This is a genomic window from Opitutus sp., assembly GCA_024998815.1.
Lineage (GTDB): Bacteria > Verrucomicrobiota > Verrucomicrobiia > Opitutales > Opitutaceae > Rariglobus.
The window spans coordinates 1,706,984-1,733,549 of sequence record JACEUQ010000001.1; the positions used below are offsets into that span (position 1 = coordinate 1,706,984).

Annotated in this window: 27 protein-coding genes; 12 read left to right on the forward strand and 15 right to left on the reverse strand. The window is 57.3% G+C overall.

Going from position 1 to position 26,566, the window contains the following annotated elements:
• Window positions 1-34 precede the first annotated feature (34 nt).
• From H2170_07605 to H2170_07660, 12 genes are all read right to left on the reverse strand, one after another.
• The gene (locus tag H2170_07605; protein ID MCS6299956.1) at window positions 35-445 is read right to left on the reverse strand and encodes a hypothetical protein; all 411 of its coding nucleotides are present in this window, start codon (window positions 443-445) and stop codon (window positions 35-37) included.
• 108 nt (window positions 446-553) lie between these two features.
• Window positions 554-958, reverse strand: a complete 405-nt coding sequence (locus tag H2170_07610; GenBank protein ID MCS6299957.1) for a hypothetical protein — start codon at window positions 956-958, stop codon at window positions 554-556.
• A gap of 563 nt (window positions 959-1,521) precedes the next feature.
• Entirely contained in the window at window positions 1,522-2,238 is a 717-nt protein-coding gene (locus tag H2170_07615) for a hypothetical protein (GenBank protein MCS6299958.1), read from the reverse strand.
• A 128-nt stretch (window positions 2,239-2,366) separates the two neighbouring features.
• Complete coding sequence (locus tag H2170_07620) at window positions 2,367-2,699, reverse strand: hypothetical protein (protein MCS6299959.1); 333 nt, start codon at window positions 2,697-2,699, stop codon at window positions 2,367-2,369.
• Between the two features lie 114 nt (window positions 2,700-2,813).
• On the reverse strand, window positions 2,814-3,263 hold the full coding sequence (locus H2170_07625; GenBank protein MCS6299960.1) for a hypothetical protein: 450 nt from the start codon (window positions 3,261-3,263) through the stop codon (window positions 2,814-2,816).
• A 120-nt stretch (window positions 3,264-3,383) separates the two neighbouring features.
• Window positions 3,384-4,055, reverse strand: coding sequence for a CPBP family intramembrane metalloprotease (locus H2170_07630; protein ID MCS6299961.1), 672 nt, complete (start codon window positions 4,053-4,055; stop codon window positions 3,384-3,386).
• 174 nt (window positions 4,056-4,229) lie between these two features.
• The gene (locus H2170_07635) at window positions 4,230-4,526 is read right to left on the reverse strand and encodes a hypothetical protein (protein MCS6299962.1); all 297 of its coding nucleotides are present in this window, start codon (window positions 4,524-4,526) and stop codon (window positions 4,230-4,232) included.
• 363 nt (window positions 4,527-4,889) lie between these two features.
• Window positions 4,890-5,204, reverse strand: a complete 315-nt coding sequence (locus H2170_07640) for a hypothetical protein (protein MCS6299963.1) — start codon at window positions 5,202-5,204, stop codon at window positions 4,890-4,892.
• A gap of 210 nt (window positions 5,205-5,414) precedes the next feature.
• Window positions 5,415-5,813 (reverse strand): PIN domain nuclease, encoded by a 399-nt coding sequence (locus H2170_07645; GenBank protein MCS6299964.1) that lies wholly within the window; start codon window positions 5,811-5,813, stop codon window positions 5,415-5,417.
• Window positions 5,810-6,013, reverse strand: coding sequence for a type II toxin-antitoxin system VapB family antitoxin (locus tag H2170_07650; protein MCS6299965.1), 204 nt, complete (start codon window positions 6,011-6,013; stop codon window positions 5,810-5,812). The genes H2170_07645 and H2170_07650 overlap by 4 nt, the downstream gene beginning before the upstream one ends.
• Window positions 6,014-6,229: 216 nt before the next feature.
• A complete protein-coding gene (locus tag H2170_07655; GenBank protein MCS6299966.1) occupies window positions 6,230-6,595 on the reverse strand; it encodes a hypothetical protein in 366 nt (121 codons plus the stop codon).
• A 220-nt stretch (window positions 6,596-6,815) separates the two neighbouring features.
• Window positions 6,816-7,187, reverse strand: a complete 372-nt coding sequence (locus H2170_07660) for a hypothetical protein (GenBank protein ID MCS6299967.1) — start codon at window positions 7,185-7,187, stop codon at window positions 6,816-6,818.
• 869 nt (window positions 7,188-8,056) lie between these two features.
• On the opposite strand from H2170_07660, the gene H2170_07665 reads away from it, so the two are divergent.
• The 5 genes from H2170_07665 to H2170_07685 all read left to right on the forward strand — a co-directional run bounded on the left by H2170_07665 (window position 8,057) and on the right by H2170_07685 (window position 12,571).
• Window positions 8,057-9,013, forward strand: a complete 957-nt coding sequence (locus tag H2170_07665) for an integron integrase (protein ID MCS6299968.1) — start codon at window positions 8,057-8,059, stop codon at window positions 9,011-9,013.
• A 659-nt stretch (window positions 9,014-9,672) separates the two neighbouring features.
• Complete coding sequence (locus H2170_07670; GenBank protein MCS6299969.1) at window positions 9,673-9,993, forward strand: hypothetical protein; 321 nt, start codon at window positions 9,673-9,675, stop codon at window positions 9,991-9,993.
• Window positions 9,980-10,468 carry a hypothetical protein gene (locus H2170_07675; GenBank protein ID MCS6299970.1) on the forward strand — a complete coding sequence of 163 codons (489 nt, stop codon included), beginning with the start codon at window positions 9,980-9,982 and terminating at the stop codon, window positions 10,466-10,468. The genes H2170_07670 and H2170_07675 overlap by 14 nt, the downstream gene beginning before the upstream one ends.
• Window positions 10,447-11,022, forward strand: coding sequence for an RNA polymerase sigma factor (locus H2170_07680; protein MCS6299971.1), 576 nt, complete (start codon window positions 10,447-10,449; stop codon window positions 11,020-11,022). The genes H2170_07675 and H2170_07680 overlap by 22 nt, the downstream gene beginning before the upstream one ends.
• Before the next feature lie 244 nt (window positions 11,023-11,266).
• Window positions 11,267-12,571, forward strand: a complete 1,305-nt coding sequence (locus H2170_07685; protein ID MCS6299972.1) for a mechanosensitive ion channel family protein — start codon at window positions 11,267-11,269, stop codon at window positions 12,569-12,571.
• A gap of 659 nt (window positions 12,572-13,230) precedes the next feature.
• Here the strand turns inward: H2170_07685 and H2170_07690 are convergent.
• Window positions 13,231-13,773, reverse strand: a complete 543-nt coding sequence (locus H2170_07690) for a hypothetical protein (protein ID MCS6299973.1) — start codon at window positions 13,771-13,773, stop codon at window positions 13,231-13,233.
• Window positions 13,774-14,147: 374 nt separating this feature from the next.
• Between H2170_07690 and H2170_07695 the strand changes: the two genes are divergently transcribed.
• The 5 genes from H2170_07695 to H2170_07715 all read left to right on the forward strand — a co-directional run bounded on the left by H2170_07695 (window position 14,148) and on the right by H2170_07715 (window position 19,325).
• Window positions 14,148-14,687: a hypothetical protein gene (locus H2170_07695; GenBank protein MCS6299974.1), complete on the forward strand. Its 540-nt coding sequence runs from the start codon at window positions 14,148-14,150 to the stop codon at window positions 14,685-14,687.
• A 59-nt stretch (window positions 14,688-14,746) separates the two neighbouring features.
• Complete coding sequence (locus tag H2170_07700) at window positions 14,747-16,576, forward strand: ABC transporter ATP-binding protein (protein ID MCS6299975.1); 1,830 nt, start codon at window positions 14,747-14,749, stop codon at window positions 16,574-16,576.
• Window positions 16,573-18,420 carry an ABC transporter ATP-binding protein gene (locus tag H2170_07705; GenBank protein MCS6299976.1) on the forward strand — a complete coding sequence of 616 codons (1,848 nt, stop codon included), beginning with the start codon at window positions 16,573-16,575 and terminating at the stop codon, window positions 18,418-18,420. The genes H2170_07700 and H2170_07705 overlap by 4 nt, the downstream gene beginning before the upstream one ends.
• A 113-nt stretch (window positions 18,421-18,533) precedes the next feature.
• Window positions 18,534-18,806, forward strand: a complete 273-nt coding sequence (locus tag H2170_07710; GenBank protein ID MCS6299977.1) for a hypothetical protein — start codon at window positions 18,534-18,536, stop codon at window positions 18,804-18,806.
• 228 nt (window positions 18,807-19,034) lie between these two features.
• The gene (locus H2170_07715) at window positions 19,035-19,325 is read left to right on the forward strand and encodes a DUF3892 domain-containing protein (GenBank protein ID MCS6299978.1); all 291 of its coding nucleotides are present in this window, start codon (window positions 19,035-19,037) and stop codon (window positions 19,323-19,325) included.
• Window positions 19,326-19,580: 255 nt separating this feature from the next.
• On the opposite strand, the gene H2170_07720 is transcribed toward H2170_07715, so the two are convergent.
• A complete protein-coding gene (locus H2170_07720; protein ID MCS6299979.1) occupies window positions 19,581-21,914 on the reverse strand; it encodes a DNA topoisomerase 3 in 2,334 nt (777 codons plus the stop codon).
• Window positions 21,915-22,313: 399 nt separating this feature from the next.
• On the opposite strand from H2170_07720, the gene H2170_07725 reads away from it, so the two are divergent.
• Both H2170_07725 and H2170_07730 read left to right on the forward strand, forming a co-directional pair.
• Window positions 22,314-23,441: a DNA polymerase III subunit delta gene (locus H2170_07725; GenBank protein MCS6299980.1), complete on the forward strand. Its 1,128-nt coding sequence runs from the start codon at window positions 22,314-22,316 to the stop codon at window positions 23,439-23,441.
• Window positions 23,442-23,651: 210 nt separating this feature from the next.
• Complete coding sequence (locus tag H2170_07730; protein MCS6299981.1) at window positions 23,652-24,614, forward strand: paraquat-inducible protein A; 963 nt, start codon at window positions 23,652-23,654, stop codon at window positions 24,612-24,614.
• A gap of 37 nt (window positions 24,615-24,651) precedes the next feature.
• On the opposite strand, the gene H2170_07735 is transcribed toward H2170_07730, so the two are convergent.
• Window positions 24,652-25,950: a hypothetical protein gene (locus tag H2170_07735; GenBank protein ID MCS6299982.1), complete on the reverse strand. Its 1,299-nt coding sequence runs from the start codon at window positions 25,948-25,950 to the stop codon at window positions 24,652-24,654.
• Window positions 25,951-26,566: the final 616 nt, after the last annotated feature.

Here is a 26,566-nt window from a genome sequence, read left to right on the forward strand (position 1 = left end):
TCTGCACTCAGCGTGACAACCCTCGGAATTGGCTCTAGCGCCTGGTTGGGCTCCGTTCTTCTTTTTGGTTTTGGTTTTGGGTTTGGGTTTGGTCTTCTGCTCGCAGGACTAGCTGCCAGAGAAGAGCGATTGCGGAGAGAGCGACGGTCACGAAAAGGCCGTATATCATAAATCTTCTATCAAAAGTAAGTGGCTCTGTATTTGTATCTAACCATCCATTCGCATTCTGACCTAATCGAACTCGCATAAAGCCGTCTGTCTTTTTGGTCATCTCGATCAACTTTCCATGAAACGCATAATCTATAACGGTCTGAAATTCTTTATTCGAGAACTTCAATCTCTCACATATTTGTTGCGCAGACTTCGCGCTCCATTGGTTGGATTCTTTGGGTGCCGATTCCAATGCTCGGAGGAACTTCCTGGCAAGCTGTTCAGTGGTTTTCATTTTTTGCCCAACGTTTAAGCTCAGCGATGAACGCGCTTGGCGCGGAGCGTGCTGCTCGGAGCACGATCCGTGACAAGCGCGTTCATTCGCTGTAGCGCCTGGTTCGGCTCATTTTGTATCTTTTCTGTATGCATCTAAATCCGTTGTTCCCGAGTAAAGGTGGCGAATAAAACTATTCCGTTCATGCCAGATAATATCCAAATCCCAGACGCAAAATGAATACTTCGTCAAGTCTTCAACCCAAACATCAGGCTCTTTCACTGACACACTCACGAAAAGCTCATTATTATTCCGCCACCAACCAACAATTAAATATTCGCAAGTGGCACCGTCATGCAAAATAGCGAATCCAGGCGTGGCGGAATCTATTTTCTTCTGGGACTTCACGAAAGCCAACCTATCCTGATAACGACTAGCATCAACTTCGGCTCCGCTTGCAGAAATAGTGTAGAGTTTAAGCCCATCAGCATCGAATGTTGGCGAAAGCGAAGAAGTTTTGCGTGGCTTATACATTGGTTATTTCTTCCGAACGTTAAAGCTCAGCGATGAACGCGCTTGGCGCGGAGCGTGCTGCTCGGAGCACGATCCGTGACAAGCGTGTTCATTCGCTGTAGCGCCTGGTTCGGCTCAGTAAGGATTGGGTTTCTGACTCCAGAGATTTTCATACGCATAGATTCTGCTCCGTTTCAAATGACTACAATAAAAACATTCAGCACCAGAATTACTGCCTAGTCTCTGTTAATTGATTTTAAAGCTATAAAACACACCAAGAACCCTATTGCTAGTAAAATGAGGAGACCTGTTATTGAGCTAAACCACTGAAACTGATCAAGCAAAAGCCAACCACTCCGAAAAACCAATATGGAAGCTAAAAGCAAGACCAGCTCCCAAATGGTCAAGTAAGTTGATTTTTTCATAGTGAAACTGAAACCAAAAGAAAACTATTCCGATAATTCTGCCGAACGTTTAAGCTCAGCGATGAACGTGCTTGGCGCGGAGCGTGCTGCTCGGAGCACGATCCGTGACAAGCATGTTCATTCGCTGTAGCGCTTGGTTCGGCTCTGTAGATTTTTTTCTTAATTTCCGCGTAATAAAGAAACTACACGCTGAAAGAAATTAGGTCTATGTATTTTAATTGATTTCGATGTTAGCGAATTGCGTGATTTCAGATAGTCTGGCATCACAATCGACTGAATCTCGTCATCAATTTTTGATTGTTCTGATGGAGTTCGTAAAGGCTCATCATGATTTAGCATCTCATCAATGAGGCACGACGCTTCATACTTCGAAAGTAAAGCGCTAGGCTCTGCACCTAAGTCACGTAAATAATCAAGCTGCTTCTCGGTTGCAGGCTCCGTAGACCAATCATCCATTTTTCGCTCCCGCATACTCGCCCACTGCTCTGAGCGAGCAGCGTAAAATGCATCGCGCTCGGCTGCATGCTCATGATACTTTGCTTCAGACCGTACTCGGTAAATAGCGTCAGCCTTTTCCCGCTCATGCTTAGGTATAACACGAAGAAGTGACTTTCTAATTCTATTTAGCTCCCAAGGTTGGACTTCTCCATCCTCCATATATCGTGCAATCTCTTCACTAAGAAATTTAAACGCAGGGATTTCCTTTTCGTCACAATCAGCAAGAAACTGTTGAAGCTCCAAGAACTCGCCTTGCGAAATCTCACCATCAGACAGCCATGCTTCGCATTTCTGGATTAAGCGAATGGCGGAACCTGTGGTCGCCTGCGATTGTGTCAACGTCACACGTTGGGCAGCCTTGGGTTTACTTGGGGTCATTTTATTTTTGCCGAACGTCCAAGCTCAGCGATGAAGAGGAATGGCGCGACCTGTGCGGCTCGGAGCACAGGGCGTGACAGTCCTCGGAATTCGCTGTAGCGCTTTGTTCGGCTCAGTTTTCATTTTCATTACGCTCGAAATATAATATATCCACCCCCAGCGCCTTTCCGGCGTTCCGAAATAGGAATATACACTGTTTTCGGCTCTCCTTCTTTATGAACAATCTTCGACAATTTATCAATTATCTCATTTTCCCCTTCTGCCTCTTCATTATGACGCTCTTTTATAGCGCGGAGGGTATCAAGGTGGGATTCCTCCATCTTTGCGATCTTCTGAGTAAGTTCAGAGTTTTTTGTTTTGATGTCTGCGTTTTGGCGATGCGCCTTGACCAACAGAAGCGCCTCAGTGAATGCGATAAGGATAAAGCCGCCGCAAAGGCTAATTAGAAGTTGTTCGCTCATGGTTTTATATTGCCGAACGTCTAAGCTCAGCGATAAACGTGCTTGGCGCGGAGTATGCTGCTCGGAGCATAATCCGTGACAAGCATGTTTATTCGCTGTAGCGCTTGGTTCGGCTCAGTGGTTTGAGGTTTCGTATTTTTCTCCGATTAGCATACGCACTACTGAAAACATGCGTGCGAGAACACCGATACCAATAAGTATCAATCCGTGTTTTATGATTTCGATAGGCATACCTGGATTACTTGGCATGTACCAATTGAAGAACGAAGCCAAAATGGCGCAATAACCAAGTAAAATAAGCCTATCCAGCAAGAGCTTTTTAAATAGACGCTTAAAATGACTCCTGATTCTTGTTTCGTCACTCGTAGGTACACCAATAATCTCAAAAAAGAAATCCCACGATAACCACTGAAGGTACATTATTGAACCCAAAAGCAGAACTGGGTAAAATTTGTGTATGGGGTTTTCAGCCATGCCAGCATAAATCGCAATCATCATGATACTGATGAATGCGAGAATAGATTTTAGCACCTTCACGAACATGAATTTGAAAATAGGATTCATAAATTTTGCCGAACGTTTAAGCTCAGCGATGAACTGCGTTGGCGCGGAGCGTGCTGCTCGGAGCACGATCCGTGACAATGCAGTTCATTCGCTGTAGCGCTTGGTTGGGCTCAGTGGTTTTCATCCGAAAACGATAATATCAGTAATGGTGTGAGCAATCATTAACACCGTGATGTTGGGGTACAAAACATAAAAAATTGATGAGAAAACACCAACCGCAAACGTAGGAACCAAATTCTGAATTCCGCCTTCCCAATGAATAACAGAAAACAGAAAAGATGAAACAATCACGAAAAGAAAACTAGCGCTAAAGCCAAAACCAAAAAAACGACGAACAAATGACCTAAAAAAAAGCTCCTCTACAACTCCAGCCGTAAGTGAAAACCACAGTAAAACAAAAAATCCGGCCAAACCACCGCGCGGAATTAGTGAGCCATAATTAAACCCATTTGCTAAATAATTAACACTGAAAACCAACTTCGACCAAGCCTGAACACCCACATAAACGTGATAAAACAGAAAGATGGCAGCAGAACAAAAAAGCAAATACTGAATCCACTGAGAGACTGAACACGGCAATGAAAATCCTAGATCCTTAAAATTACCACCGCGCTTTGAAAAAACATACAAAGTCACCAAAGGAACCAATAACCAAGTAAATAAATCCACAGACCAATATAAAACCGGCGAATCCACCAGCAATGGATTGTAAAAACCGTTCAATAAGAGCAAAGAAAATAAGGGTAGAAATAAGCCCAACCAGAAACCAAAATTAAATCGAAGGGTTTCCATATTTTTGCCCAACGTTTAAGCTCAGCGATGAACGCGCTTGGCGCGGAGCGTGCTGCTCGGAGCACGATCCGTGACAAGCGTGGTCATTCGCTGTAGCGCCTGGTTCGGCTCAGTACGGTTTGGGTTTCTGGCTCCAGAGATATTCATACGCCTTGGTTCGGCTGCGCAATCGTTTTAAGGCTTTTGAGTTTGCTGGTCAGCTTTGGTTCTTTCTTCAGCACGCCTGACAGCTTCTCTGGCTCTTTCATGAACGCTGCCTTCATTTCTGTAATCAAAATAAGCTGCAGAAAAACCCGCGAGCACTAAGAAAACTGAAATTAAACGCTTAATTCTGCTAGTAAGAATAACTGCGACAATAGCGAAGATACCCGCTAAGGCCGTTATAATTGGGCAGGAGCACAGCAAAACCGAGCTGAGCAAAATGAGCAGTATAGATACTGTCATAGCTGCGGTGCCGTATTTGTTTTTCATAATTTTTGCCGAACGTTGTGTAGTTGTAGGAAAGTAAAGATAGGCAGGATTAAAACCGGCCTATCTGTAGAAAAGTGGATTTTTTGTGAAGTAGAAGTGCTTCTATGTCAAGCACTCGAAGTCTAGATGGCTCCGAAAATCAGGTTTTCGCGGCTCCTGCCGCACTTGAACCAATTCGAAGGCGTTTTCCGTTATTTCTGCCGAACGTTTAAGCTCAGCGACGAACGTGCTTGGCGCGGAGTGTGCTGCTCGGAGTACAATCCGTGACAAGCATGTTCGTTCGCTGTAGCGCTTGGTTCGGCTCAGTACGGTTTGGGTTTCTGGCTCCAGAGATATTCATACGCAAAAATTTATAAATTGAGCTTATGGCTTCATTATTTTAGTAAGATCTATAAAACGATCCGCACCAAATAATTCGCAGTAGGGTAATTTCGACAACTCAAATCGCAATCGTCCTCGGTCAACAGGAACATGCGTCTTTGCCTCTAAACATAAATGGGCCAGAAGTGTTGAACCAACTAATCGAATAACATCTACCTCCTGAATTCCCTGCGCCAATAACCGAGAATAATGGATTCCGATTTCAGGCAAGGCGGGATCTAAGCGACTTTTGGCAACAATGCTGGCGATAAATGCATTAAACTGCTGCAAATCGTCTTTCTTTAATTTTTTACTCACAAAAAATTGGGGGGTTAAGTTTCAATATTACTAACGATTACAATGTGTTTTTAGTCATTCTTGCCGAACGTTTAAGCTCAGCGACGAACGTGCTTGGCGCGGAGCGTGCTGCTCGGAGCACGATCCGTGACAAGCACGTTCGTTCGCTGTAGCGCCTGGTTCGGCTCTGTACTGATTGGATTTCTGGCTCCAGAGATATTCATACGCTAATCACGACATCACTCGGCTCATCGGATAGTGCTGATCGATAAAAGTAAAATCGCGGTCATTCTCAAGTAAGCAAACGCCATGCTGAATAACCGTGGCGGCAATTAAACAATCTATCGAATTCCTGATAGTAATACCCTCTTTCCTCAAATTCCGATATATTGTCGCACCTAATTCAAAAGTAGATTGGTCTGATTCTAAATAAATCAGATTACCAAATTGCTGCTTGGTCATCACATACTGCTTTTCCTCTCGAATACCTTGAAGCACCTCGGTCATAATAAAACCGCATAAACACAAATCAGCACGAGCCTGAATCAACTCAACCAATTTGTCGGTATGAGGAGTATTTCGATTACGAAGAAAATCTATCCAAACAGTCGAATCAACAAGGACCTTCACGCTACGCGCCCTTTCCGCATCGCATTCAAATCACCATCCCAGTTTACGGCGCCGCGAAGATTCAACAGTCCGAGCTGCGACTCATGACGCACTAACTGCGTAAGCGCATAATGAATAAGCTCTTTTTGAGTCTTCAGACCAGTCAATTTTAAGGCTTCACCAACCAACCGATCATCGAGAACTATGTTTGTTCGTTTCATGGCATACACACGAAACCAAATCGGCGTGTGTAGGCAAGTTTTATTTTTGCCGAACGTTTAAGCTCAGCGATAGACTGCGTTGGCGCGGAGTGTGCTGCTCGGAGCACAATCCGTGACAATGCAGTCTATTCGCTGTAGCGCTTGGTTCGGCTCAGTACGGATTGGGTTTCTGGCTCCAGAGATATTCATACAAAAATAGATGATAAATTTGCCATCTCACTTGATCAGTAAATATCGAGTCAGAGCAAAGGAAAAAGCAAATAGCCAACCAAATGCAAACCGCTCAAGAATGCTTCGCGGCTTCTCCCGACTAACAAAAAAACGACCGATCCATGACATAACGATACCAACCAACACCGGAGCGAAAATCAAATAAACAATACGAAGCGACTCAGAGGAAATACTCAAATCAGGTTTTAGTGTAACGGATACCCAACCAATAAGAACCGCGAAGGCCGAAGACAAAACGACTTTAACTGCGACACGAGCTGGTTCAGGCAGTCTGCGCCAAATTGCATCAGCAAAAACCTCAAAAAAAAGTTGTAGAAACAACTCAACGAATATTTGGCCAATCTCCTCCATACGCCTGTTAAATTTTTGCCGAACGTTTAAGCTCAGCGATGAACGTGCTTGGCGCGGAGCATGCTGCTCGGAGCATGATCCGTGACAAGCATGTTCATTCGCTGTAGCGCCTGGTTCGGCTCAGTAAGGTTTGGGTTTCTGGCTCCAGAGATATTCATTCGCGCTTGGTCTTAAATAATCTTTGTAAAACTGAAATCGAGGCGAATCTCTATTTCTGAATTTAATCCAAATCAGGCAAATCAGCCTTGCTCAAAATCAACGCTATAGAACGCCCTTGGCCAGGAATACGAGAAATGAAACCTTTCCGCTCAAGCGTAAGAATCATTTGGTGAATAGACGAGGAAGCCACTTTGAAATACGTGATGAAATCAGCCTCGGCTGGCGGGCAACAATGAGTTTTCGTGTAATAATAAATAAACGCAAGATACTGGCCCTGTGTTTTTGTGTAAACGACGCTCACGGTTTTAATTTTCCGAACGTTGTGTAGTCGTAAAAAGAGGGAGTTGGAGCCTCCTCGAAAAGCCTTTCGCAACGGGCGTATTCCCGCCCCGGCCGGCCACTGGGGACGCAAACAGCCCTGAACGGACTCCATTTACGTGTTCACGAAGGGGCGGCGGCCTAAAAACAGCCCCGGCCCCATCACTAAGGTCGCTTTTCCAACGGCGAAGTCCACGGCGGTTCGCTCCGGGGCTTTTACACCGAACTAATTGAGCCGATTTGGGTTAGCCGCGACGACCGAAACTACTCAGGCCGCCAAGGGCAGCGGCTTTTCCTGAGACTTCGAGTTAGGCAGTGTTTAGGTCGGACTAACTGGAAAAAGGTGAACTTTTTGTAGATTAGGCGGACTACTATCGGGTGAGTGCTTTATCCTTTGATATGGTTCCAAGTGATGGCGTAAGGCGGATTTTGGCGGCTGCTGGGGCTCAGATCACCGACCAGGACGCGTATTGGCTTGGCTTGCACATGATTCGATTTGTCAACTATGCACGCATTCATTGCGAGCTTTTAGATCTGCCGGTTTCAGTTGAGGCTTATCTTTCGTTCGTGCGGCAGGGAAATCCGACCGACTGGCAGGTGGATCAGGTCAAAATGGCTCTACAGCTTTTTTCCCGCGGCACCGAACGTTGGCAGTGGGTCAAGGCTTCCAAACAGACAACAGCAGCCGGCATGCCGGGTTTTTCAACCAATCCGAATGGCCCTCCCCTGCCCTCTTCTTCCCCGAACCGGGCGGACGCACCTACTGCCTCCTTAAAACCTTCACAGGATACGCTTGTGCATTTAAAGGAGGGTCCCGCACAGGGCGTTCTGTTAAGGCCGCAGGCGGGTTCGGGGGCTCAGGCGGCGGAAGTAAATTTGGCTAAGCGGGAGTGGGTTTTGCGTTATCGGGTCAAGGTCAGCGGGGTGAACGCGGGGGTTATTTCTGCGGTCGGCGCGGTGTCGCCTGCAGGTCCGCCGCCGGAAATGGAGGATTGGCTTGCTCAAACCAAACGGGCGTTGCGGCTTAACCATTACTCCATCCGCACTGAGCAGTCTTATATAGATCAAACGAAGCGCTTTTTATTATTCACGGGGCCCGTCAAGGCGGAGGATTTTGGCGAGGTCCACGTACAACGGTTTTTGGAATACTTGGCGATTCAGCGGTTGGTAGCGGCGAGTACACAAAACCAGGCGTTTTCGGCTTTATTATTCTTCTTTAAGCGGGTTTTGAATCGGCCGCTGGGGGACATGGATGAAACCGTGCGGGCAACGCGGGGGCGGCGATTGCCGGAGGTGCTTTCGCGCGATGAGGTGAAGCGGTTTCTTGCGCTGACCGAGGGGACGAGCGGGTTGATGTTGCGTTTGTTATATGGTGCTGGGTTGCGGCTGATGGAATGCATCCGGTTAAGGGTGAAGGAGGTGGATTTTGATCGGGGTGTTATTATGGTGCGCGACGGTAAGGGCGGGAAGGATCGAGTGGTGATGCTGCCGGGTGCCGTGAGGGCGGGGCTGGAACAACATTTTGAGCGGTTGCGGGTGTTGTGGGAGCAGGATCAGGAGGCGAAGCTGGATGGCGTTTGGCTGCCGGATGCGCTCGATATTAAATACCCGAGCGCAGGTCAGGAATGGCGGTGGCAATGGGTTTTCCCGGCAAAGGGACTGTCGGTGGATCCGCGGTCGGGGCGCACTCGGAGGCATCACTTAAATGATAATACATTACATAAGGTGGTGAAGGCCGCAGCGCTGCGGGCGGGGATTACTAAATCGGTGAGCGCTCATACGTTGAGGCATTCGTTCGCAACGCATCTGTTGGAGTCGGGTACGGATATTCGTACGGTTCAGGAGTTGCTGGGGCATGCGAGTCTGGAAACCACCCAGATTTACACCCATGTTATGCAGAGGCCTGGGATGGGGGTGCAGAGTCCGCTTGACGGGGCGTGAGGGGGAGGGGTCAACACAGAGGGTTGCCCACGAAACACTCGAAATGACACGAAAGGCGGAATCATTGCCCACGGAACACACGGAATACACGGAAAAATCGGAGGGAGCGGGTGGTGTCGGCTTGGGCGTGAATTGCAGGGTCCGACACATTCTGACCGTTCGTGAGTTGGCTGGATTTATCGTTCGGATTTGAGCGGAAGTACGGGCATTTGGGTTAGAATGAATCCAGGGGCGTCGATAATCGAAGTGAACTGATCCGGGGTATTTTTCATTTTAGGCGTTTTTTTGGCGGTCACAGCCCTTGGCTCTGGCCTGCCAAACCGGGGGTACACCTTGAGCTCACGCTCAGGGCCACGGGGTACACCTTGAGCTCACGCTCTAGGCCACGGGGAACTCCTTGAGCTCACGCTCTAGGCTACGGGGTACACCTTGAGCTCACGCTCTAGGCCACGGGGTACACCTTGAGCTCACGCTCTAGGCTACGGGGTACACCTTGAGCTCACGCTCTAGGCTACGGGTGTGAGTGTTCTTTAAGGGTGGTTCATCGAGTCCTAATTTAAGACGGCCGCATGCTTTAACTTGAGCGTCTATTCTAAGGTGGAGTTCGCGGGCTAAAGATTCGCCAAGGGGCCAAACGGTGGCACAGCGTATCAGTTGGCATGAACTCTCCTGATCCGCTCAACTCGTTGCTCGCTTCGTGGCACCATGACCCAGCACCAGCTGCCGATTTTAATGCGGGCGTTTGGGCGCGGATTCAGGCCGGCGGCCAGGCGCGGCCTCTCGCTGCCATCGTGCGGTTTCCTTGGGCTTTGCCTTTGGCGGCGAGCGTGGCCGTGCTGCTGTCCATAGCGGGGGGGACGGGCTGGGCACTCGCGTTGAATGAGGCGCAGTCGGCCGACCGGATGGCGGCGGCTTATGTGCGCAGTATCGATCCGGTCCAGATGTCGGCACAACACGAACACACCCATGGGACGCCGTAAAAGCATGAAGCGGGTGCTCATTTTTATCCTATGCGCGGGGATGGCGGCCGGCATGGCGTTTATGATAACGCGTTGGGCGGGCGCCGCGAAAAGCCTGCCCCTGGAGGGGCAATTGAGTTGGTTAAAGGCGGAATTCCGGCTTTCGGAGGCGCAAGTGGCAGCGATCAAGGTTTTACACGAGGACTACGTGCCGGTGTGTCAGACGCATTGCGCAAAAATCCAGGAGTCGAGGAGGGCGGCAGGGATTGCGGCCAAAAACGCGGCGGGGGGAGACAGCGGGGCGAAGGCGGCGGAGGAAGCAGCGTTGGCGGAGTTGAGGCGGGTCGAGGCGGTGTGTCAGGATGCCACGCGGGCGCATTTGCTGCGGGTGGCCGCAGTGATGGAGGCGGCTCAGGGGGAGCGTTTTATCGGCTTGGTGTTACCGAAATTGGGCGAGCAAAAACACGACGCGCCGTGCGAGTTGAAACGACGATGAGTGAAGCGGGCGTTGAGCGAAACGACGAGGAACTGGCCCGGGCGTTGAGCCGGGGGGAGGAGCGTGCACTCGATGTGTTGATGACGCGCTGGCAGGTGCCGTTGCGGGCGTTTTTGTACCGGTATTTGCACAACGAGGCGGATGCGTTCGATCTGGCGCAGGAGACGTTTGTGCGGGTGTACCGGCACCGGGCTAACTACCAGGAGGGAAAGCGGTTTTCGACGTGGATGTTCCAAATCGGGCTTAACTTGGCGCGCGATCACGCGCGGCGGAGGGTGCGGCGGCCGATGGTGGCGCTGGAGGATGCGCCCGAGGCGGTGAGCGAGGGAGATCCGCGGGAGGGAACGCTGGGGGCCGAGCGGGCGCGGGCCGTGCGGGAGGCGATCGGCGAGCTGCCGGAGTCGTTGCGCGAGGCGGTGCTGCTATTTGAATATGAACACAAGTCCCACGCGGAGATCGCCGCGATCGTGGGGGCGAGCGCCAAGGCCGTGGAGACGCGCTTGCACCGGGCGCGCGAGCAGTTGCGCAAGGGGTTGCGGCGTTTTTTCAGCTGACGCGCGGAAAATGCGCGCGGATTGATCGGCCGCAACAGGTGTTTCAAGGAAGGTGGGTGTGCTCCAGCAGAGGGTGTGCTTCAGCGAAGGGGCCCGGTCGGATTCGGCGGGATGCAAAACATGCGGCGTGTTTTTTTGGCGCGCACCGGGCGATCGCCTGCGGCGAAACGAGCCAACCAGCGCCGACGCGCCGGGACGCGGAGTTGACAGGCGCCGAAGCGGTCCGGAACAGTGTGCGCTTCCCATGAAACACGTGCGCGCCGCCTTTGTTTTCCTCGTCCTCAGCCTGTCGTCGGTCTGGTCCCAGACCGAGGCCCCGGCCACTGCCGACACCACCGCCCAGTCGAGCACCGCAGCCTCCGCCGAGCTTGCGACGCAGGCCGCAGCGGCACTCGCCTACAAGCCCCACACCACGCCCGCCACTGACTACCTCGAACAATTGGTGGACGCCATTCTTGCCCTTTTCCACGTGCGCAGCAGCGGTAACACTTGGCAGCACTACGCGATCGCGGCGACCCTGCTGGTCGCCTTCTACCTACTTCGCCGCGTGGTGACCCACTGGATTTTCGGGTTCCTCAAAAAACTGGCATCGCGCACCTCCACCACCTTTGACGACAAGCTGTTTCCCGCGCTGGAAACGCCCGCTGCGACCTTCATTGCCCTGCTCGGGTTATTCGCCGCGATCAAGGTCCTCAAACTGCCTGCCGCAGGCGACGACGTCCTCAAGGTCGCCATGACGGTGGCCTTCTCGGTGTGTTTCTTTTGGACGCTTTTACGAACCCTCAACGCGTTCCTCGACCACTTGGCCGAAGTCGCCCAAGAGCGCCAAGCCGGAGTGGCCGCCTTTATGCCGTGGATCAAAAAGGCGCTGGTCACGCTGTTCGTGGTGCTGGGTGCGCTGATGATCGCCCAAAGCCTGGGCGCCAACGTGAAGGCCTTTCTCGCCGGTCTGGGCATCGGCGGCTTGGCCTTCGCCCTCGCTGCCCAGGACACCATTGCCAACCTGTTTGGCTCCGTAGTGGTCGCCATCGACCAGCCGTTCAAACTCGGTGAGACCGTGAAAATCGGCGCGTTTACCGGCACGGTCGAAGACATCGGCCTGCGCTCCACCAAACTGCGCGCCGTGGACAAATCCCTGATCGTCCTGCCCAACAAAATGGTCGCTTCAGAAGTGGTCACCAACCTTGCCCGATTCCTCGAACGACGCGTCGAACAGGTGCTCGGCCTCACCTACGACACCTCGCCCGAACAAATGGAGGCCATCGTCGAGGACTTCCGCCAAATCCTGCTTGCAGAAGCCGAGATCGATCCGGCTACGTTTCACGTTTATTTCCGCGACTACAGTGCGTCGTCGATCGACCTGTGGGTCGTCTACATTGCGCGCGACCCGGATTTCACCAAGCACATGAAGCTTCGTCAGCGCATCAACCTGGCCTTTATGCGCGCCGTGCAAGCCCGCGGCCTCTCCTTCGCCTACCCGACGCAGACCCTCGAACTGAGCGCCAAAACAACCCAGGCGCTAGCGCAGCGCCAAAACAGCGGAGCCTGAGTGGGCGGGTGAGCTCAAGGTCTGAATCCGCCCGCCTATGCGCATCCTTGAGCTCACGCTCAAGGCCACCCCAGCCCGCCATCGCGCGTGGGCGCATAGCCCGGCAGAGCCTCGCCGCCGCCCCCATCCGATCCCGTGGCCTTGAGCGTGAGCTCAAGGTCTGAATCCGCCCGTTTTTGCGCCCCCTTGAGCTCACGCTCAAGGCCACCCCAGCCCGCCATCGCGCGTAGGCACAAAGCCCGGCAGAGCCTCGCCGCCACCCCCATCCGATCCCGTGGCCTTGAGCGTGAGCTCAAGGTCTTAAGCCGCCCACCTTTGCGCCCCCTTGAGCTCACGCTCAAGGCCACCCCAGCCCGCCATCGCGCGTAGGCGCATAGCCCGGCAGAACCTCGCCGCCGCCCCCATCCGATCCCGTGGCCTTGAGCGTGAGCTCAAGGTCTTAAGCCGCCCACCTTTGCGCCCCCTTGAGCTCACGCTCAAGGCCACCCCAGCCCGCCATCGCGCGTAGGCGCATAGCCCGGCAGAACCTCGCCGCCGCCCCCATCCGATCCCGTGGCCTTGAGCGTGAGCTCAAGGTCTTAAGCCGCCCGCCTTTGCGCCCCCTTGAGCTCACGCTCAAGGCCACTGGAATCAACCACTGAGCCGCGCAGTGGCCGCGTTCAGTGCGAGTCGACTTTTCGGGTGTAGATCGACCAAAAGCGCTCCCAATAATCACCCTCATGCGGGTCGAGCTTCGGGTAACCCGCCACGATCGCGCCACTGTAGGGCCAGTTTTTACCCGCATCGACCAAGCCGGCGCGTGCGGGGTTTTCGAAAATATAGCGGCAGGCGGTCTGGAAGGCACCGCGTTTTCGCGCTTCTTCGCGCAACACATGGTCATGGGCCTGGGGTTGCAATTCCCTGGGCTTGAGCGCGCGGCCGAGGTGTTCGCGCAAAAAGTGGGTGGCGCGGAGTTGGTCCGAGTGCGCGGCCAGCCCCAGCCCGACGAGGTGCCAGTGATCGGGCATCACCACATAGGCCGGGCAGGCCAGCGCATAGCGGGCGCAAGTGTGGAGCAGGACTTCCCTGAACTGCTGATGAAAAGTATCCGTCAGCCAACCCGTATGACGCTGATGCACGGTGTGAGTCCAAAACACCGCCGCGCGTCCGCGATACCACTCGGGCTGGAGACGAGGGAGCTTGGCGTGCGAGTCGGGGGACACGCGGAGTAGTCCCTCGGCTCACGCCTCGGGCCACAAGCTTTATGGTCCCGCTGTTACTGGGGACTTGTCCTACTGGTGCAGCCGGTTCCCCGTGGCCTTGAGCGTGAGCTCAAGGTCCGTGGCCTAGGGTGGGATGGGAACGCCTGGAGGCGCGAAAACCTTGAGCTCACGCTCAAGGCCAGCCCAGCCCGCCATCGCGCGTGGGCGCATAACCCGGCAGAGCCTCGCCGCCGCCCCCATCCTCCCCGTGGCCTTGAGCGTGAGCTCAAGGTCCGTGGCCACACCCTACCCGCCATCGCGCCAGAGCCCCCCCCCCACTCTTTGGCTCCACCGCTTGACGCCACCGCACTCGGCTTTATGCGTTAACCACCGTTATGCCGCACCCCTCGTCGATTTGGTTAACCCTCGGGCTTTCGCTCGGCGCCCTCAGCGCTTCGGCGGCTATTTCGCTCGACGGACTCACCACCAACTCTCCCTTTCTGCAGCGCTCCTCTGCCGTAGCCCTGCCCACCCACTCCGAGGCATCCACGCTCGAGTTTCGTGGCGTGATCTCCACCAGCGCTGGCACCCTTTTCGGTCTCTACGACCGCACGCGAAATCAGGGCGCATGGGTGCGGCAAAATGAAAAGGGCGCCGATTTCAACGTGCTGGCTTACGACGCCGCCAACGCCGTGGTCACGGTCGACTACCAGGGCCAAAAACTTTCACTGGCGCTGTCCTCCGCTAAAATCGAAACCGCCGCACCCTCGCTGATTCCGATGATCGCGGCCGCACCGCTGGCAGCACCCGCCACGCCCGCCGTCAACGGCGCCAATCCGACCGACCAACGTAAACTGGAATCGATCGCAGCCGAGGTGCGGCGGCGGCGGGCGTTGCGCGTAGCAACCCCGGCCGTGACGCCTGCGCATCCGTGAACCCGCCCCCAGGCACGCCGAACTCAGGCGCGGTGTCCAACGGCGCGCTGGTCCGGCGGCTGTTCGCCCTCGCCTGGCGCTACCGCTCCCGCTGCTTCGTTGTCCTGGCCCTGCAACTCGCGTTGCTCACCCTCGGTCTGAGCGGGCTCAGCCTGACCGGACTCGGCATCGACTACCTCGGCTGGGTGCTCGCCGAGCACCACACCGGGCAAACCGCCGAATTCCCCCATGCCAAGTTTGGCCTGCAACTGCCGATGACCTGGGAGCCGCTCCATGTCCTGTGGTTAATCGCCAGCTGCATCCTCGGTTTTGCCGTGCTGCGCGCGGGGCTCAATTACCTGTACACGATCTCCATCAACCGCCTGGTGCAGCAGCGTCTGGTCATCGATCTGCGCGGCGAGGTCTACGATAAACTCCAGCGCCTGAGTTTTCGTTTTTTCGACGCCAACACCACCGGCTCGATCATCACCCGCGTGACCGGCGATGTGCAGGCGGTGCGCATGTTTCTCGATCAAGTGATGATCCAAAGCGTCATCATGGTCGTGTCGCTGACGATCTACGCCGTTTACATGGCGAGCCTTCACCCCGGCCTCACGCTGGCGTGCCTGGCAACCACACCGGTGTTGGCGGTGCTCTCGGTCGGTTTCTCGCGCTACATCCAACCGCTTTACCAACGCAGCCGTGAAAGCGAGGAGGCCCTGGTCGAATACCTCGCCGAGAGCGTGCAGGGCGTGCAGGTCACCAAGGCGTTCGGCCGCGAGCCCGAAGACCGTGCCGCCTTCGCCGCAAAAAACCGCGCCGTCATCGACCAGCAGCAGGGGATTTTCTGGCGCGTGAGCCTGTTCACCCCGGCGGTGGGCTTGCTCACGCGTGTCAACGTGGGGGTGCTGCTCGGCTATGGCGGCTGGCTGGTCATCCACGGCCAACTGCCGCTGGGCACCGGCCTGGTGGTGTTCGCCGGCCTGCTCGACCAGTTTTCGGGGCAGGTCAACCAGGTCGCCACCCTCGTCAACAGCGTGCAACAATCCCTGGTCGGCGCGCGGCGCGTCTTCGAAATACTCGATGCGCCCGTCGAGGTCCACGACGCGCCCCAGACTCCCGCCTGCGCCCGGCCCGGTGGCGCGGTGCGCTTCGAGCACGTCTCCTTCGGCTACTCCGCCGCCGAGCCGTTGCTGCGGGACATCGACCTTGATGTCAGCCCCGGGCAGTGCGTGGCCATCCTCGGCGCCACCGGCGCGGGCAAGAGCACGCTCATGAGCCTCATTCCCCGCTTTTACGACCCGACGTCCGGGCGCGTGCTGATCGGCGGAACGGATGTGCGCCAGCTGCGCCTCGACGACCTGCGGCGCAACATCGGCATCGTTTTCCAGGAAAGTTTCCTCTTTTCGAATACGGTGGCGGCGAACATCGCCTTCGGCCACCCCGAGGCATCGCAGGCGCAGATCGAGCATGCGGCGCGCATCGCCGCCGCCCACGAATTCATCGTCCAACTACCGCAGGGTTACGACACCGTGCTCGGCGAAAGCGGCAACACCCTCTCCGGCGGGCAACGCCAACGCCTCGCCATCGCCCGCGCCGTGCTGCTCGAACCGGCTATCCTGCTGCTCGACGACCCCACCGCCGCCATCGACAGCGAGACCGAGCAGGAAATCTTATCCGCTTTGGAAACCGCCATGGCCGGCCGCACCACCTTCATTGTGGCGCACCGCCTGAGCACACTGCGGCGCGCCGACTTCATCATCGTTCTGGAAGACGGGCGCATCGTGCAACGCGGCACGCATGCCGAACTCATGCGCCAGGCGGGCCCGTACCTGCGCGTTGCCCAGCTTCAATTGGTCGACGGCACCGAGCGCGACACGTTGCTGCGCGAACGGGAGGTGTTGCCATGAACTCCACCCCAGGCGGCCACCGCCCGCTGACACTGGTGCAACGCGGCAAGCGCGACGAGGGCGACGACGAAGCGCCGATGAAACCGCTCGACTGGGGCATCGTGCGCCGCTTGCTCGGCTACACCCGACCCTTCTCCCGCAAGCGCAACGCCTTGATCGCGCTCACGCTCATTCGAGCCACCCAGCTCCCCGCGCTCTCCTGGGTCACCGCGCTGACCATCGCCGGCCCCATCAGCAACCGCGAGAGCTCACCGCTGTTTGGCTGGATCGCCGGCTACGCGGTGCTCGCCGTGCTCACCGACGGGCTTTTCCACTTCCGCCAACGCTACGCCCTGGAAATCGGCGAGGCGGTGGTGGGCCGCATGCGCGTTGACCTCTTCGACCATGTCAGCCGCATGCCGATGAGCTTTTTTCATCGGGTCAAACTCGGGCGTATCCTGAGCCGTGTGACGAGCGACGTCGGCTCCATCCGCGCCGGTATCGAGCAGGTGTTTTTTGTCGGCATCGTGCAACTCGGCCAGATGCTCTTCGCGGCCGCCGTGATGGCGTTCACCGACTGGCGGCTCTTTTTGGTGGTGCTCGGCCTGGCTCCGGTGCTGTGGGCGCTGAATAACCATTTCCGCGTGCGCCTGAGCCGCGACACCCGTGCGCAGCAGGAAAGCTTCAGCCGCGTCACCGCCACCCTCGCCGAGTCGATCAACGGCATCCGCGTGACACAGGGCTTTGTGCGGCAGGAGACCAACGCGGGGCTATTCCGGCGCCTGCTCGACGACCACTCCCGTTACAGCATGGGCACGGCCCGCTCCTCAGCCATTTTGCTGCCGCTGCTGGAGCTCAACAGCCAGTTCTTTGTGGCCACGCTGCTCATGCTGGGCGGCTGGCAGGTGCTCGAGGGCCACATGGAGCTGGGCGTGCTCATCACCTTCTTTCTGTTCGCCAACCAGTTTTTCGCCCCAATCCAGGTACTGGGTAATCTCTACAACCAAGGGCTTGTTGCCATGGCGGGAGCGGAGCGCGTGTTCCACCTGCTCGACACCCAGCCCGACTGGCAGGACGTACCCGACGCCGTCGACCTGCCCGACCCGCGTGCCACCGGAACGACCGCTGGGGCCCGCGTGGAATTCAACGGCGTTTCCTTTGGCTACGACCCCAGCAAACCGGTTTTGCACGACGTGAGCTTCACCGCCGATCCCGGCCAAATGATCGCGCTGGTCGGCCATACCGGCAGTGGCAAAAGCTCGATTATTAACCTGGTCGCCAAGTTTTACCTACCGACGACGGGCGAGGTGCGGGTGGACGGCCAAGAAATCCGCGCGCTCACGGGACACTCGCTGCACCGGCAGCTGGGCATGGTGACGCAGAACAATTTCCTCTTCGCCGGCAGCGTGCTCGACAACATCCGCTACAGCCGCCCCGAGGCGACCGAGGCCGACGTGCGGGCGGCGGTTGCGCGGCTGGGTTGCACGGACCCGTTCGACGCGCTGCCCCAGGGATTGCAGACCGTGGTGGGCGAACGCGGCAGCGGCATTTCCTCCGGCCAACGCCAACTGGTGTGCTTCGCACGGGCGCTTTTGGCCGACCCGCGCCTGCTTATCCTCGACGAGGCGACCAGTGCCATCGATGCGCTCACCGAGGCCCGCTTGCAGCACGCGCTCGCCACGCTGCTGACGGGCCGCACGAGCTTTGTGGTCGCGCACCGGCTCAGCACCATCAGGCAGGCAAACCTCGTGCTGGTGCTCGACCATGGGCGTATCATTGAACGCGGTACGCACGACGAACTCCTGTCGCGAGGAAGCCACTACGCCTCGCTTTACGCCCAATTCGTACGTGCCGGCGACGCTTGAAACGGCCCCATAAAATTCCGCAAGTTATATTTTTCACCTAGGTAAATAGCCGTTTTAGCAGCCAAAAATAGTCATTGCCATCGAACCTTCCCGGCCTAATTCCAGACATCGCTATGGCAAAAAAAATCGCTCGCAAACCCAACGCTGCTTTCCTCAAACCGGTTCAACCTGACGCCCTCCTCGCGGTGATCGTCGGTGCGAAACCCCTCCCCCGCACGGAGCTCACCAAGAAGCTCTGGGAGTACATCAAGAAGAACGATCTGCAGGACAAGAAGGTCCGCACCCAGATCAACGCCGACGCGGCCCTCAAGCCCGTGCTCAACGGCAAGAAGTCCGTCAGCATGTTCGAGCTGACCAAGCTCGTCTCCGGCCACCTCGTCAAGTAAGGCACCGGGATAGGTTTCAATTAAAGGCCGCCGCGGTTTACCGCGGCGGCCTTTTCCGTTTACGCCTCCGCCGCCCCTGCGCTGTTACCTTGGAACGGTGCCGATGGATGGCCTTTGCCCAAAACTCGGGTGCGCCTCAAGGCGATGAATCCTCTATCGCTAATTCCGCAGCCCGAAATTAGAGTCGCCAGCTCGTGAGGGCACTTCCCTGCGAAAACCAATCTATTTATGGCCAAACCACACCGCCGCCGCGCCGTCACTACCCTCACCCGGGCCTACAGCCACGACCCCCTCGAACGCATCGACTCGATCGGCGGCATCAACTCCGACCGCACCCGCTGGCACATGACGCAAGCCGCCGCCATCACCGCCATTGAAACGAACACCGACGAATTCTTCATTCTCGCCGACGGTGCTCCGGTTAAAATCGTGGTGCTCGTCCACCGCCAACAAAAGTACCTGAAGAGCGAGCGCGAGGCCACCCACCCCGACGACCTGCTGCTCCAGCTGGCTCGCTGACAGCATCTGCCTCGGAACAGGAATTAAGAGAGAGAGAGAATGAGTAAGAGTAAGAGAATGAGAACGATTGCGGAGGGACGGCCTCTGTGTCGGCCGTGATCGGAAAGTAGCGCAGACTTCCAGTCTGCTCCGCATCAGTTCCAGCAAGCGCCCGAAGCAGACTGGAAGTCTGCGCTACTTTTTCGACCGTGCCGAAACAGCCCACACGGAGGTGGGCCCTCCCGCGAACCCGTGCGTCCCCCGGTTTAGCCTGCCCTACTTTCCGAAATCGAACTTCACCTCGCCGGCGATCACCTTGAGCTTGGCCTCAAAGGGCTTGCCGGCCTTCGAGGTAAACCCCGTCAGCGGTCCGGTGACCTGCGCCGTGAGCAACTGCTGCACGATGTCCGGGGTGATCTCTTTTTGGGCGATCACCTTCCACACCACGAAGCGGCAACCGTTGCGCCAGTTGGAGCAACCATAGGCTTTTTTGCCCACCACCACGTCGCCCGCGCACACCGGGCACGCACCGAGCGACTCGTCGCCCTCGGTCGCCTTTTTCGCCGCCTCTGCCACGTCGTAAGCCGGCTGGCCCTTTTTGTCGAAACGCAGAAATGCAAAAAGTGCCACGCCGTCCACCTCGATGGGTTGCGGCGTCAGGCTACGTTTGTGAATCAGGATTTCGCGCGCCAACACCGGCGAGAGCGTTAACCCCCACAGCACGCCCGGCAGGACAAACTTGCAGCCGTCCTTCCACTTCGAACAGCCGTAGCCGGTGCGCCCGCGCATGACCGGCGCCTGGCACGTCGGACACGGCCCCAGATTGGCCAGATCGATGGTGGCCTCCGCCTTGCCCTGCAAAATTTCGCGGGTGTACGCGGCGACCTCCTGCATAAACACCCCCGGCTCGTAGTCGCCGCGCTCGATGCGCTTGAGGCGGTGCTCCCAATCGCCGGTCAGCTCCGGCGACTTGAGCCGCTCATCTTTCACGAGCGAAATGAGCGCGCGCCCCGAGTCGGTGCTGACGAGGTTCTTTTTGCGCCGCTCGACGTACTGACGCGTGATCAGCACCTCGATGATCGAGGCGCGTGTGGCGGGCGTGCCGACGCCCTTTTCCTTGAGCGCCTCCTTGAGGGTTTCATCGGTCACGATTTTGCCCGCCGTCTCCATTAACTGGAGCAGGCTTGCCTCGTTGAAACGCTTGGGCGCGGAGGTTTTTAACTGTGCGGTTTTCGGCTCGTGCGGGTTGCGCTCACCTTCTTGAAAATCGGGGAGTTTTTGCGCCGGCTCGGTGTCCTTTTCTTTGTCGTCGGAGAGGTCGCCGCCATAGAGCGCCGCCCAACCCGCGTCGATGAGCACCACGCCACGGGCGCGAAACGGCTCACCGGCCGACTCCGCGTCGACCACCGTCACCGCACGCACGCAGGGCGGATAAAACGCCGCGATGAGTCGCGTCAGGACCGCGTCGTAGAGCTTCGCCTCATCGCCCTCCAGGTCGGCGCCGAGCACCGGCGTGGGGATGATGGCGTGGTGATCGGACACCTTTTTGTCGTCGATGATGCGCTTGGTAAATGGCAGCGCGCCGAGGTCGAGCTTGCCAATCTCGGTCGGTTTAAGCGGGCGCAGTTTTTCAAGCAACGGGCCGATCGTCGGCTGGATATCGGTGCTCAGGTAACTGCTGTCGGTACGCGGGTAAGTGAGGAGCTTTTTTTCGTAGAGGCTTTGCGCGAGCTTGAGCGTCTGGTCGGCGGTGAAACCGTGGCGCTTGTTCATGTCGCGCTGGAGTGTCGTCAAATCGTAGAGCGAGGGCGGGTGCGCGAGGGTGTTCTTTTTGGCGACGCTGGTGACGACGAGATCTTGGCCGGTGGTGCGCGCGACGACGGCCTCGGCGTCGGCCTGCACGGCGAATTTCCCTGTTGTGTGTTTAAAACCGGCCCCGCGGCAGACGGTATGAACCTCCCAAAATACCTCGGCGACGAAGCGCTCCACCTCCAAATCACGCCCGACGATCATCGCGAGAATGGGCGTCTGCACGCGGCCCAGGCTCAGGAGCAGGTTGCGGCGGCCGTATTCGACGGTGAAGAAGCGCGTGGCGTTGAGCCCCACGATCCAGTCGGCCTCGCTGCGGCAACGCGCCGCGTGGTAGAGCCGGTCGAAATCGGCGCCGGGCTGCAGTTTGGCGAAACCCTTCTCGATGGCCTCGTTGGTGAGCGAGCTAATCCAAAGGCGGCGGACGGGCTTTTGCTCACAGCCCGACCACTCCAGAATGTAGCGAAAAATGAGTTCACCCTCACGGCCGGCGTCGGTTGCGCAGACGATTTCCTCGGCGTCGATGAAGAGCTTTTTAACTGTATCGAGTTGTTGGACTGCGCCCGCATCGCCACGCGGACGCAGGCGGAATTTTTCCGGAATGATGGGCAATTGGGACAACCGCCACGGCTTCCAATCGGGGTTGTAGTCCTCGGGCTCCTGCAATTCGACGAGGTGGCCGAACGCCCACGTGACAGCCCAGCCGTTGCCCTCCAGCCAGCCATTGGCGCGCTTGGACGCGCCGAGGTGTTTGGCGATGTCGCGAGCGACGGAGGGTTTTTCGGCAAGGACGACTTTCACTGTGGGCTAGCAATGGGCTTGGCGTGCGCAGGTCGATTCCAATCACGACGAAGCGCAAGAGCCCGCTTTCTCGTTCACCAATTAGTAGGCAGTAACACTCAAAGTGTCCCATCTGCCAGCCAAGAAAAACCAAAAAACACTTCGAGCCATTTAGCCGCGAAAGAACGCAGAGAACGCATAGAAATACAGTTCTAGTCTTTGCGCTCCTTGCGTTCTTTCGCGGCCAAACTGCCTTGGTTTGATCCTACTACTCCAGTGTGACTGCCTACTCATCCTACTCGTTCTCGCGGCGATTTCGGGATGTAGACTTGGATCTCGGCCTTTCACCGCCCCTCCGCGCTTGCCTCGCCCTCGGGGCCCTCGCCACACTCCGCGCTTTTAACGTCCACCAACCCGCCCATGCCCGCCGCCACCCCTCCGTTTGTCTTCGTCTGCGGTGCCGATGACTACCTCGTCAATCGCTTGGGAAAATCGCGCTACGAGGAGCTGACCACGGACGTCACCGACGAGTTCGCCCGCGAAATCCTCAGCGGGTTTGCCAACAACGTCGGCGAGGTGGAAACCGCCATCAACCGCTTCCGCGAGAGCGTGCAAACCGTCTCCATGTTCGGCGGCAAACGGGTCATCTGGTTCAAGGACGTCAACTTTTTGGCCGACACCGTCACCGGCCGCGCCGAGAGCACCCTCAAGCTGGTCGAGGACCTCAAGGAAATCCTTGCCAAAATCGACCCCGAGCAGGTCGCCGTGGTGTTAACCGCCGCCCCGGTCGACCGCCGCCGCGCGTTCCCCAAGTGGTGCGAAAAAACCGGTGACTTCACCCTGGTGGGCGGCGAGGGCGAAGGCGGCGCCGATGCGCTCGCCGGGGTCATCCTCGCTGAGGCGCGCCTGCTGGGCGTCTCCTTCGGTGAGGGTGCTGCGCAACTGCTCCTAGCCAAGGTCGGCGCCAACACGCGCCTGCTCATCGAGGAGACGCGCAAGCTGGCGACCTACGCCCAAAGCGACGCTGCCACGGCCAGCGGCAAGCCGGTTGTCATCGAGGAAAAACACGTCGCCGACCTCACTGCCAACACCGCCGAGGGCGATTTCTTCGAGGCGGCCGAGGCGTTTTTCGCCGGCAACCTGCCGTGGACGATGACCGCGCTGCACCACCACTTTTTCACCGGCGGCGACGCCCGCCCGATCATCAGCGCGCTGCAAAACCGCAACCGCATCCTCATCCAAGTGCGCGCCCTGGTGGACGCCGGCGAAGTGCGCGTGGGCCCGCGCGGGCTCGACGGGTTACCCAAGGCGATACCAACCTACGGCAAGCATTTCGTGGGCGCGCCGGAGAAGAGCTCGTTTAACCTGTTTAGCCAAAACGCCTGGTACGTGGGTAAACTCGCCGGCTCGGCCAAGCTGCCGAGCCTGCGCCGCTTGATCGACAATCAGCAGGAGTTCATCCGCGCGTTCGAGGAGATCGTGCAACGCCCCAACGAGCAAAACGAAGTGCTGCGCGAGATGGCGGTGCGGTGCCTGTCGGCCGCCTGAGAGCGGCGACAAATCCCATATCCCAACGGGGGAATTCAAAAACGGCCAAATTCCAAAGGCCAAACCTCAACCGATTTAGCCGCAAAAGAACGCAGGTGTCGCATAGAGAAACAGGGGATTGTTCTTTGTGCTCCTTGCGTTCTTTTGCGGCCAAACTGCCTTGGTTTCATCCGAAAGTCCGTCTAATCCCACCGACCATCCGCTGCATCCATGACCCCAGATCCTACGCTTACACCCTCCCGCCGTGGTCTGATTTTCGCCCTGCTGGCGGTCTCGCTCGTCTGCAACATCGGCTCCCTGCTCACCCCGTTCATGGATTTACGCGTCGGCCCGTTTTCGGATCCGTATTCGCTCACCCGCTCCGTGCAAATGATGTGGTCACAGGGCCTCTACGTGCTGGCCGTGTTGGTGGTGGGCTTCTCAGTTTTCTTCCCCTTCGCCAAACTCGGCGTGCTGACCTGGGTCGCCAGCGGGCGGATACTCGACGCGCGCCGCCGCCGCTGGCTCGGGGTGGTCGAAAAATTGGGCAAATGGTCGATGCTCGACGTGTTTCTCGTCTGCCTGATCCTCACCCTGACCTCGGGCCAAATCATCGTCGGGGCAAAACCCCTGATCGGCATCCCGCTGTTCGTAAGCGCGATTTTGCTGAGCATGCTGTGTGGTGAACTGCTCACCGCCGCCCTCCGCCACGAAGTCCCGGTGCAGCCGCACCGGCCGTCGGCCCACGCCGGAGTTTACCTGCTGCTGCAAGGCGTCGCGCTGCTCGGCACGCTGACCCTGCCAATCCTGCGGATCCACGACTGGAAACTGACCGACCACGCCTACAGCGTGCTCACGGTGGTGCCGACCCTGTGGGCCAAAAACTCGCCGGTTTCCGCCGTGGTGGTGGCCGCCTTTCTCATCGTTGCGCCGCTGGTGGGCTGGCTGGCCACGCTGCGCCACTGGTTGCAACGGCGTGCGGGCCGGTCGGCCGAACGCAGCCACGCGTTGGCGCACCTGTTGCAACGCTGGAGCATGCTCGACGTATTCGGCCTGGCGCTGGCCATTTTTTTGGTGGAAGGCGACTACCTGATGCGCACGGAAGTGCGCTGGGGCGCTTTGTGCCTGCTGGCGATGGTGGCGCTGCAAAAAGCCTTCCAACTGGCCCTCGCCCGCGCGCTGCCCGAGGAGTGAACGCGGCCAACACCGTCTCGCACCTTCAGGGGGGCGGCTAGCGCGTCGGCATAAGCGATTCCACGCGGTAAAACTTTCGCTTACCGGCACTGATTGCCGGCAAGGTGACGTCTCCGTCGATCGGTTCGCCTGGGTCCTCCTGAGTCCACGTAACTAAATCGGTAGTCCCCCAAAGGCGCTGTGTCAGGAGTGGCTCAGCAGGCCAAGTCAGCCGGAGGGCGCCGCCAGTGCCGGAATTCTGCAACGTGAGCGTAGAACGCATTTGCCGGGCATCATCCACCGAGCGCAGGAAACGGCTCCAACGGCGTAGGCCCTCATGATTGGCGGTATTTATAATGTCTGCGCCATAAAGTTCTACGTAAGGCGCACTGAACTGGGTCCAAGCGCGCTCCAAACCGGCCAACGGCGTGGCGCTGGCGATTTCTGGCGGCCGCACTCCATTGTCTCGCGCGTTGAGCTCCCAAGGGCGCAAGGCTTGCAGAAGCGTGTACGTTTGCGTTGAAGCGGTGGCGAGTAACGCGCCAACCCCGGCAGGACTAGGCCCGGTGTCGGAAAGCGTTTCCTGAAAAAATCCAAGCGTAGGTTTACCCGGTTGATTAAACTCCGACAGCAGGCGGGCGAGGATGGTATCGTCTAACGACGGGCTGGATACGTTGTCCTCCATCAAGAAGAGGGCGAGGAATCCGTATTTACCGGGAAATGCCTCTCGGCTGAGGCGCACCGATTGCACCACGGCTTCGATGAATCCGTCGCGGGTGTAAGCTGGGTGTTTGACCAACACGCCAGAGACCTCACGCAAGCCTTGCAGGCCAACGATTGAAGCATCCACCGATTGCAGCACGGGGTGATCGGCGATGCGCCAGGATGTACCCGCAACCACATGGCTGGAAAGGGCCTGCATAAATGCCGCGTAGGCTGTGAGCGCGTTTGTATCCCAAGGCACCACTTGGGTTCCGCCAAAGGTCGGATGGGGATTATTCCAAGTCACGGTGCCCGCTTTCGTGAGCACATGAGAGGGGACTTGGGAGATGAAAATTTCCAACGTCATGCGCTTTCCGCGGGTGCGCAGTTCTTCGAGTGTGTTGTCGATACGGGTGAAATTATAAACCGGGGACTGAGTCCCGGAGTCCCAGGTTTCGAGGTCGGTCCAAGGGACACGCAAGGTGTAACCAGCCACGAAATCGTAGTCGAATTTCCCGATTTCACCCGCCACATAGCGGGTATCCCCGAGGGCAAAAATACCGCAAGGCCCGGGCGGTGGCGCGGCGGAGGTTAGGCCGGCTAAAAACAAAAACCCAAATACAATAATCCCGCGCACCATGAATGAGGTCGACATACGAGCAGTGACGCCCGGAACAGCCAACAGGTTACACACGGAAAGACGGAAATACGGGCGAAGTTATGTCCAAATCCTTAGGGCCGAGGGGGGGGGCGAAACCGGCTCAGGCCGTTACATGGATACATAGACGGGCAGATTTCCACGTTTGCCCAATTTCATGTAGCCCTGTAACGGCCTGGCCCGAATGGCACTTAGTTAAGGGGTGTTATCGTCAGTCCTGGTTAGATCGCCCCTTCAGGGCTTGTGCACTTTACCCCATGATTCCTAGGGCGTTGCCCTAGGCCTGGAGTTTGGCCCCAAAACGAGTTGAGATCCGTCCCCCCAGCTAAGGTAGAAGCGTACCGCAGGTAGCAACGGCATGGGTTTCGATGCGTTCGTTGACGTGCGGGTGGCTGTTGCGAAGTCTGCGAAACTCTCCGGAGTGATCAGCTCAGATCGCCATACATGATGCGCCGCACCTGTGTGGTTCTTGGCACGAGTTAAACGGCCAAACTCCAGACCTTGAGCTCACGCTCAAGGCCACGTTCGGGCGGGTGCGGCCTGGAGTGTGCCTTTGCCTGGGTGGCTTTGGCTCGGTGTGGCTTCGTGCGTGAGCACGAGGTGTTTTTTCTGG

Excerpts from the sequence above, each read along its gene's own strand:
- H2170_07715 (MCS6299978.1), top strand. The coding sequence starts at position 19,035 with ATGGCCAAACCACACCGCCGCCGCGCCGTCACTACCCTCACCCGGGCC.
- H2170_07655 (MCS6299966.1), bottom strand. The coding sequence starts at position 6,595 with ATGGAGGAGATTGGCCAAATATTCGTTGAGTTGTTTCTACAACTTTTT.
- H2170_07730 (MCS6299981.1), top strand. The coding sequence starts at position 23,652 with ATGACCCCAGATCCTACGCTTACACCCTCCCGCCGTGGTCTGATTTTC.
- H2170_07675 (MCS6299970.1), top strand. The coding sequence starts at position 9,980 with ATGGGACGCCGTAAAAGCATGAAGCGGGTGCTCATTTTTATCCTATGC.
- H2170_07710 (MCS6299977.1), top strand. The coding sequence starts at position 18,534 with ATGGCAAAAAAAATCGCTCGCAAACCCAACGCTGCTTTCCTCAAACCG.
- H2170_07685 (MCS6299972.1), top strand. The coding sequence starts at position 11,267 with ATGAAACACGTGCGCGCCGCCTTTGTTTTCCTCGTCCTCAGCCTGTCG.
- H2170_07725 (MCS6299980.1), top strand. The coding sequence starts at position 22,314 with ATGCCCGCCGCCACCCCTCCGTTTGTCTTCGTCTGCGGTGCCGATGAC.
- H2170_07610 (MCS6299957.1), bottom strand. The coding sequence starts at position 958 with ATGTATAAGCCACGCAAAACTTCTTCGCTTTCGCCAACATTCGATGCT.
- H2170_07625 (MCS6299960.1), bottom strand. The coding sequence starts at position 3,263 with ATGAATCCTATTTTCAAATTCATGTTCGTGAAGGTGCTAAAATCTATT.
- H2170_07635 (MCS6299962.1), bottom strand. The coding sequence starts at position 4,526 with ATGAAAAACAAATACGGCACCGCAGCTATGACAGTATCTATACTGCTC.
- H2170_07620 (MCS6299959.1), bottom strand. The coding sequence starts at position 2,699 with ATGAGCGAACAACTTCTAATTAGCCTTTGCGGCGGCTTTATCCTTATC.
- H2170_07705 (MCS6299976.1), top strand. The coding sequence starts at position 16,573 with ATGAACTCCACCCCAGGCGGCCACCGCCCGCTGACACTGGTGCAACGC.
- H2170_07650 (MCS6299965.1), bottom strand. The coding sequence starts at position 6,013 with ATGAAACGAACAAACATAGTTCTCGATGATCGGTTGGTTGGTGAAGCC.
- H2170_07660 (MCS6299967.1), bottom strand. The coding sequence starts at position 7,187 with ATGGAGTCCGTTCAGGGCTGTTTGCGTCCCCAGTGGCCGGCCGGGGCG.
- H2170_07695 (MCS6299974.1), top strand. The coding sequence starts at position 14,148 with ATGCCGCACCCCTCGTCGATTTGGTTAACCCTCGGGCTTTCGCTCGGC.
- H2170_07735 (MCS6299982.1), bottom strand. The coding sequence starts at position 25,950 with ATGTCGACCTCATTCATGGTGCGCGGGATTATTGTATTTGGGTTTTTG.
- H2170_07615 (MCS6299958.1), bottom strand. The coding sequence starts at position 2,238 with ATGACCCCAAGTAAACCCAAGGCTGCCCAACGTGTGACGTTGACACAA.
- H2170_07665 (MCS6299968.1), top strand. The coding sequence starts at position 8,057 with ATGGAGGATTGGCTTGCTCAAACCAAACGGGCGTTGCGGCTTAACCAT.
- H2170_07670 (MCS6299969.1), top strand. The coding sequence starts at position 9,673 with ATGAACTCTCCTGATCCGCTCAACTCGTTGCTCGCTTCGTGGCACCAT.
- H2170_07630 (MCS6299961.1), bottom strand. The coding sequence starts at position 4,055 with ATGGAAACCCTTCGATTTAATTTTGGTTTCTGGTTGGGCTTATTTCTA.
- H2170_07605 (MCS6299956.1), bottom strand. The coding sequence starts at position 445 with ATGAAAACCACTGAACAGCTTGCCAGGAAGTTCCTCCGAGCATTGGAA.